The 6,935-nt window shown below is 63.0% G+C and carries 7 protein-coding genes; 4 read left to right on the forward strand and 3 right to left on the reverse strand.

Translation table 11 applies throughout. The features are described from left to right. Positions 1-8: 8 nt before the first annotated feature. Together SO156_RS08825 and SO156_RS08830 are read right to left on the reverse strand one after the other, a co-directional pair. Entirely contained in the window at positions 9-1,169 is a 1,161-nt protein-coding gene (locus SO156_RS08825; protein WP_498534504.1) for an MFS transporter, read from the reverse strand. 88 nt (positions 1,170-1,257) lie between these two features. Further along, positions 1,258-2,496 carry an MFS transporter gene (locus SO156_RS08830; RefSeq protein ID WP_458145610.1) on the reverse strand — a complete coding sequence of 413 codons (1,239 nt, stop codon included), beginning with the start codon at positions 2,494-2,496 and terminating at the stop codon, positions 1,258-1,260. Positions 2,497-2,724: 228 nt separating this feature from the next. On the opposite strand from SO156_RS08830, the gene SO156_RS08835 reads away from it, so the two are divergent. Beyond that, positions 2,725-3,876 (forward strand): zinc-binding dehydrogenase, encoded by a 1,152-nt coding sequence (locus SO156_RS08835; RefSeq protein WP_498534505.1) that lies wholly within the window; start codon positions 2,725-2,727, stop codon positions 3,874-3,876. Positions 3,877-3,999: 123 nt separating this feature from the next. Then, a complete protein-coding gene (locus SO156_RS08840; protein WP_458145520.1) occupies positions 4,000-4,512 on the forward strand; it encodes a hypothetical protein in 513 nt (170 codons plus the stop codon). Positions 4,513-4,535: 23 nt separating this feature from the next. Here SO156_RS08840 and SO156_RS08845 read toward each other — a convergent pair whose 3' ends face one another. Then, positions 4,536-4,889, reverse strand: coding sequence for a cupin domain-containing protein (locus SO156_RS08845; protein WP_498534506.1), 354 nt, complete (start codon positions 4,887-4,889; stop codon positions 4,536-4,538). A 909-nt stretch (positions 4,890-5,798) separates the two neighbouring features. On the opposite strand from SO156_RS08845, the gene SO156_RS08850 reads away from it, so the two are divergent. Together SO156_RS08850 and SO156_RS08855 are read left to right on the forward strand one after the other, a co-directional pair. Beyond that, positions 5,799-5,966 (forward strand): hypothetical protein, encoded by a 168-nt coding sequence (locus SO156_RS08850; protein ID WP_498534507.1) that lies wholly within the window; start codon positions 5,799-5,801, stop codon positions 5,964-5,966. Positions 5,967-5,980: 14 nt separating this feature from the next. After that, complete coding sequence (locus tag SO156_RS08855; protein ID WP_458145522.1) at positions 5,981-6,235, forward strand: hypothetical protein; 255 nt, start codon at positions 5,981-5,983, stop codon at positions 6,233-6,235. Positions 6,236-6,935: the final 700 nt, after the last annotated feature.

A 6,935-nucleotide genomic window follows, 5' to 3' on the forward strand; every position in this document is an offset into this window, starting at 1 on the left:
AGAATAGGTCAGGTGGGCTGCGCGCGCTGGGCGGCGACGCGCTCGAAAAGCCATAATAGAGGTGGGCAGGCGAGCAACGCGACGGCGCCAAGATCGAGGGCCGCCGCCGCGCTTCCGGCCCAGCCGGCGAGCCGTCCGGCGACCACTGGTCCGAGCATCATTGCGGAATAGAACACGGTGAGGAAGAGTCCCATCCCGATCGCGCGCGTCCGCGGTGCGAGCACGCGCGCCGGCAGGCTCATGATCGGTCCGGCCGGCTGGCCAGAGGCGAGACCAATCGCGATAACGGTCGCGATCACGGCACCGGATCGGGTCAAAAGCACCAGCAGCAGCGCAAGGGCGAGGCTGCCGCCGACGAGCAGGATGAGCGGCCGCCCGGTCCGGTCGGCCAGAACACCTCCGAGCGGGACGGAGACGGCCGAGATCCACAAAGCGAGGCTGATCACAGAGCCTGCCGCCGCCACGGTCCACCCTCGCTCGACCAGCAGCGACGGGCCAAACGACAGGATCATGGCAAAGCCGACATTGAACAGGCCCCAGATCGCGCCGGCGATCATCACCGCGGTCACCGTCGGCCGATCGAGATGTGCCGATGTCGTCGCTGCCGTCCCGCTCTCGGGCGGGGGCCGGTAGAGCAGCATCAGGACGATACCTATGGCGAGCACGGCGCAGACGGTCATGAACACCGCGCCGGTGCCGCCCGCCGTGCCAATCGCGGGCAATGTCAGGAGCGAGAGTGCGATTCCCGTTGGCCAGGAATTGATGACAATGCCCATGGCGGTTGCGATCTCCTTGCCCGCGAACCAGTCCGTGGTCATCTTGGTGAGCTGCACGCTCAGCAGCACGCCGCCGACACCGGCGATCAGCCGGCCTGCGATCTGCGAACTCCAGTCGCCCGCGAGCGCCATCGCGAAGCTGCCGGTCATCATCAAGGCAAGGGCCACGAGCGCGGTGCTCTTGTCGCCGAACCGTGCGCCGACCGCGCCGCCGGGCAGCGCCAGCACGATGCCCGGTGTGAAGTAGAGACCGATCAGGAGGCCGATGTCGGCAATTCCGATGCCAAAGGTCTGTTCCAGGAGCGGTGCGACCGCAGCCACGCTCTGGAACTGGAACGCCATGGTGAGGCGCACCGTGAACAGGATTGCAAGAATGCCCCAGCGATTGCGCAACGTCTCACCCCGTTGAGACTTTTGCAGTCAGCGTGGGCCGGCGAGAGAGGCGTGTCAACGGACAGGAGGTCCCTCGAGCTGGGACGGTCTATCCCTTCTGCGTCGCGCGCCAATAAAGGACGAGCAGCAGCGCCAGCAGGACGGCGGCCGACAGGGCGAGCGACCAGTGAATGCCGATCGCCGCGCCGAACAGGCCGACGGTGATGCCGCTGAAGGCCCGCATTCCGAGCCCGGCCATATTGAACAGGCCGACGACGCGTCCGCGGATATCGGCCGGCGCGTTGAGCTGCACCAGCGCCTGCGCCATGGTGTTGAACGACAGCTCGAAGAAGCCCGCGGCAAACAGCAGCACGATCGCCAGCGGATAGATCCGCACGGACGCGAAGGCGAGCAGCGAGATGCTCCACAGCATAGCCAACGAGATCGCGGTCCGCGGCGTGCCCTTGAGCCGTCCCCACGATTCCAGCGCGATGCCGGCGAGCAGCGCGCCAGCGGCGTCGGCCGCCAGAAGCACGCTGTAGGACACGCCGGGATCGCCATGGCCGAGATCGCCGGCAAAGCCCGGCATCTGCGCGTGGTAGGCGTTGCCGATCATGAAGGATGTGAGCCCGGCCAGCCATGTCATCGCAGTCAGCACCGGCTGCGTGCCGATGGAGCGGATCGTCAGCACGATGTCGGCCAAGCCGCGGACGGCGAAGCGCCCCGCTGCGACGCTTTTGTCCCGCGCGGGCGCCCAGAACAGCCAGAGCAGCATGGGCAGGTAGAACAACGTATTGAAGATGATGCCGTGCGAGGCGCCCAGCGTCAGCATGATGACGGCGCCCACGGCAGGGCCGACCAGGATGCCGAGATAGCGCGCCATCGCATTCAGCCGCACCGCGCTCGGCAGATCGGCAGGTCCAACGAGGTCGTAGAGCAGGAGCTGGTTCGGCGTCTGCCACAGGACGCCCGCGCAGCCATGGATGACCAGCAGCAGCATCGCGTGCCACATCTGGATCGTATCGGTGATGAAGAAGATGCCCCATCCGGTGGAGGCAACGATGAACAGCAGCATCCCGCACTGGATGATGCGGCGCGGATCGAAGCGGTCGGCGAGGCTGCCGGTCGCGACGGAGAACAGCAGGAACGGCAACCAGTGCGACAGCACCGCAAAGCCAGCCAGCGCCGGGGAGTGAAATTTCTGGAACACCACCCAATAACTGATCACGTGCTCGATGTTGTCGGCCATCATGGCCAGCACGTAAGCCACGAACTGCGCCCGATAGGGGCGCGACTGCATTGCTGCGAACGAACTCGGTGCAGCCGCCGGTTTCGTGGGGTTGTGAATATTCAATCGATGACCTGGGTAAGAATTTGGCGGGGATTACAGTCTGACACCTTCGTCGAGCGGCCTTGCAGCCCGGATGGAGCGGAGCGAAATCCGGGAGCAGGCGGCCCCGCATTCCGCTCCATGCGCCAGCTCCGCTGGCGCCGCGGTTGGCATCGCGTTGAACCTCACATAGGCTCCATCGCAGCCTGCGACATTCAACACAAGACGGGCAGTGAGGAAATAGCCATGGAGTCAATCCGCGTATGCACACACGCCGGGCCGGGCAGTGAACCTGTCATCCGCACCGTGCCGTGGCCGAAGGTCGGGAGGAAAGCGGCGCTGATCAAGGTCGGCGCCTGCGGCGTCTGCGGCACCGACCTGCACATTCTCAAGGGGCATTGGCCCAAACCATTGCCCTGGCCGTTCACGCTCGGACATGAGCTCGGCGGCGTCATCGTCGAATGCGGCGAGGAGTTCACCGAAGATTTCATGAGCAAGCCGCTCCGCGTCGGATCGAAAGTGATGATCCCGCCGCTGATGCCCTGCGGCCATTGCTACTACTGCATCCATTATCCGGCGACGGCCAACAAGTGCCTGACGCCGGTCTATTACGGCCGCTATCTCGGCTTCGACAAGGCGCCGCATCTGTGGGGCGGCTGGGCCGAATATGTCTATGTCGATCTCGACATGCTGCCGGGCACCAAGATCTACAAGCTGCCCGACGACATGTCGCTGCGGCTCGGCGCGCTGTCCGAGCCGCTGACGTCCTGCATCCGCGCCTTCAACCGCGCGAGTCGCGCCGGTGGCTTCACCTGGGGCGACACGGTCGTGATCCAGGGGTCGGGTCCTATCGGCATTCTGGCGGTCGCGGCTGCGCGGGAGATGGGAGCGGGACGCGTAGTCTGCGTCGGCGCGCCGGAAGAGCCGCGGCTCAAGCTGGCGCGCGAGTTCGGCGCGGAGACGACGGTGAACATCGAGGAGCTGAAGACGCCGCAAGATCGCATCAAGGCCGTGCGCGACATCGTCGGCGGTTTCGGTGCCGATCTCGTGATGGACTGTTCTGGCCACCCCTCGGCCGGCCCCGAAGGCGTCGAAATGCTGCGCGATGGCGGAACCTATGTCGAGATGGGCCAGTTCACGGATGCCGGATCGATCGAGACCTCCTGGCATCGCATCTGCACCAAGGACCTCAACGTGCTGGGCTCCTGGGGCTTTACCGGCAACGATCTGCCGCTCGGCGTCGACATGCTCTACCGCACGGCGGGCAAATATCCATGGCTGAAGATGCAGACGATCTATCCGTTCACGGAACAGGGCGTCGCGCAGGCTGTGGCGGACGCGATGGCGATGAAAACGGTGAAATCGACCATCGTGCCGTGGCCGGAGTTGGTGGAATAAGAAGAGCGGAGACGCGGAGAAAGGCTTCGCCGCCCTGAAAGTTCCATCAGGAATCCGCGAGATGTCCACGCCGGGGTGAAACTTAGGTCCAAGTTCCGACTTTCACTTGGCGGGAGAATGACTGTGAAGCGTATCCTGGAACCCGTCACTTACATCCTTGCTGCCGTCTACTTCCTGGTGGACGCGGTTTTCATGGCCGTGGCGAGGCCCATATCGCGCTGGCTTGGGCGGCACCTGGAATTCAAGCGGTTGCGGGCCTGGATCAGATCGCTGCCGCCTTATCCGTCGCTCGCCCTGTTTTCCGTGCCTGTGATCATCCTCGAGCCGATCAAGCCCATCGCAGCCTACCTCGCCGCAACGGGGCAGTTTGTCAGCGGCGCGGTGGCGTTCATCATCGGCGAACTGCTCAAGCTCGTTCTGGTCGAGCGCCTGTTCCATCTCACGCGTGACAAGCTGATGAGGATTCCGGCTTTTGCCTGGGCCTATGGGAAGTTCGCCGAGGTGAGGGCGTGGTTGCAAGCAACCGAGGCTTGGCGGGTCGTCCGCGCCTTGAGCCGTGCGGCGCGGGACTATGTTGCGCAGGCCAAAGCAAGGCTACTTGGCGGCTTCAGCAAGCTGGCGACCTTTCGGGATTAGCGTCAGATGGAGCAATCTGCCGTTCAGGCGAGCTTGCGTGGAGCCGCAGTCGCCTTGTCACCGGTGTTCGGCGTGCCGGTCGGCTCAATCAACAGAAGATGAACCTCTTCACGCGCCATGGGCCGATGTTCGACCCCCTGGGGGACGATGTAGAGCTCACCCGGCTTGAGCGTGACCGTGCGATCACGCAATTCGATGTCGAGGCTGCCCTTCAGGACGAGAAAGAAATCATCGGTGTCATCGTGCTTGTGCCAGGTGAATTCTCCCTTCACCTTCACCACCATCACGTCGCAGTCGTTGAAGGTGGCGACGGTGCGCGGCGACCAGAAATCCCCGAAGGTCGCGAGCTTTTCGGCGAGCGATATCTTGTCGGCCATGTGTCACCCGTGTCGCGTTGATTTCGTGCAGTAACGACTTGGGATCGAACTGCTGACGCGACAAGGTCCATTCGTGGCGTGCTGCGAGCGAGGCGCCGTGGGGTGGGGTTAGCGAAGCGTAACCCATCGTTTTGTTTAGCGCACGGAAGACGAGGTGGGTTATGCCTTGGGCCAACCCAGCCTACGCGTATGGCTGCTCAAATCAGGGTGGGAACCCTGGGTTGCCGCCGTGCAGGTTCGTTGACTTAGGTCAACATTCTCAGAACCGAAAGCATCCCAAATTGTCGCACCATCATCTTGCCAGCGGATCGGCATCACATTCGTCGAGCGAGCAGCATGAGAGTTCCGGCAGGGGTCGTCGCGGGAATGCTCTTACTCACTGGCACGGGACCGAGCCATGCCGTGGTTCGCATTACGAATGATCGAGGCGGACAGATTGGCCACTACATCGAAAGATACGAGAAATTACGCGCCTCGCGTCAATCGGTCGTCATCGACGGCCTTTGCGCCTCCGCCTGCACAATCGTCCTTGCAACGATTGCTCCGGACAACATCTGCGTGACTTCCAGAGCGAGACTTGCCTTTCATGCTGCATGGGACTTCGGCAGGAATGGGCGCACCTTTACGGATCGCGGAGCGACCCGGATGCTGTATTCGATGTATCCCTCGCCAATTCAGCAGTGGCTCGATAGTCGCGGAGGTCTGACTCCCCGTACAGTTTTCCTCGAAGGCAAACAGCTGCATGGGATGTATCGGGGCTGCGATCCTGATCCCCGGCCATCCGCCACACGTTGAGCAACGCGATCATCGCCTTTGTTATCGTCCGTACCAAGGGCCGATGGCACAAAGTACACTTGCCGCACGTGGGGGTTGTGTTTTGAAATGAGCACTCAACACCGGCAAGGCTGAGTGATGGTGGAGAAACCACAGGATTTGCCTCCCGAGATCGCGAAGTTGTTTGCGGCCGCGGAGAAGCTGCCGTTGGCCAAAGAGCGTGACGACTTGCGATTGAACGTCGAGCGCTGGGTCAGTTCGTCCGGGCTGCGGCTGCGGCGCGGAACTGCAGACGAGGACTGATTGGCTGCACTGCCATGTCCCTGCAGTTCCACCGTGCCGTCGAGCACATGGAGATATGGAGCGCGAGCAGCGACGGCTTTTCGTTCGTGATCAGTTTCGAAAGTCCCACCGGGACCGGTTTTCACGGAAGCGCCGGCTATGTCGCGTCATGGCGGCCGGTTGCCCCGAGCCGTGGCGCGATCAGGGTCTTCGGCTCGCCGTTCAAGACATTCGATCAGGCGATGGCGGCCTGCGACGCGATGCTGAAACATCTGACGGGCGAAAATTGAAAGCCTTTCGGGGGAGACAAAGGACGTGACGGTCGCCAGGCGGCTGTGTCGGCGCGGATTCATCGCAACCGACTTCACAACAATGACGCATCGCTGCCGCATCCTGCACAAGATCAAGTGCGGTCATGGTCAAGTCTAGGATCGTGGTGAGGGCTGGCGGACGTACCCAACCTCACACATCCGAAACGCCCCCGGAGAATTCCAGCTCCGGGGGCTTTTTTATCCGATCTGGCCGAACGGTGAATGCGGGAAGCCTGTCAAGGCCGACATCACAGTCGTTGGTTCCTTGTCAGGAACAGAGCCAAATGATGACCAGAGCCATCGGCAGGCCCATAGCCAAGGCGCCGACGATCATCAGCGCAAAAGCCGATAGCAGGTTGGCCTCGGGCTGTATCTCTTGCCCGCGCATCTCGTCTCCTCCATCGAGCCCCCGCCCAAAAGGATGACCGATCCCCACCGTGGACGAGGCTGGACGCGCATGGTTAAGAAAAGATTAACGTGCTCCCGCAATCCACAATGCCGCGCTGCGCGGCAGCGTCTAAACGCCACGCAGACCGGCGTGGTTGAAAACCCGCGGATCGGCGGTGAGCCCTCTGGCGCCACCGCCGACAACACGGCATCTCACCAGCAGACGTTCACCGGGACGACGCGCCATCCCCAGCCGGTCCAGACCCGACGAAATCTCGTACACCCATCCCAC

The organism is Bradyrhizobium sp. UFLA05-125, assembly GCF_059803515.1.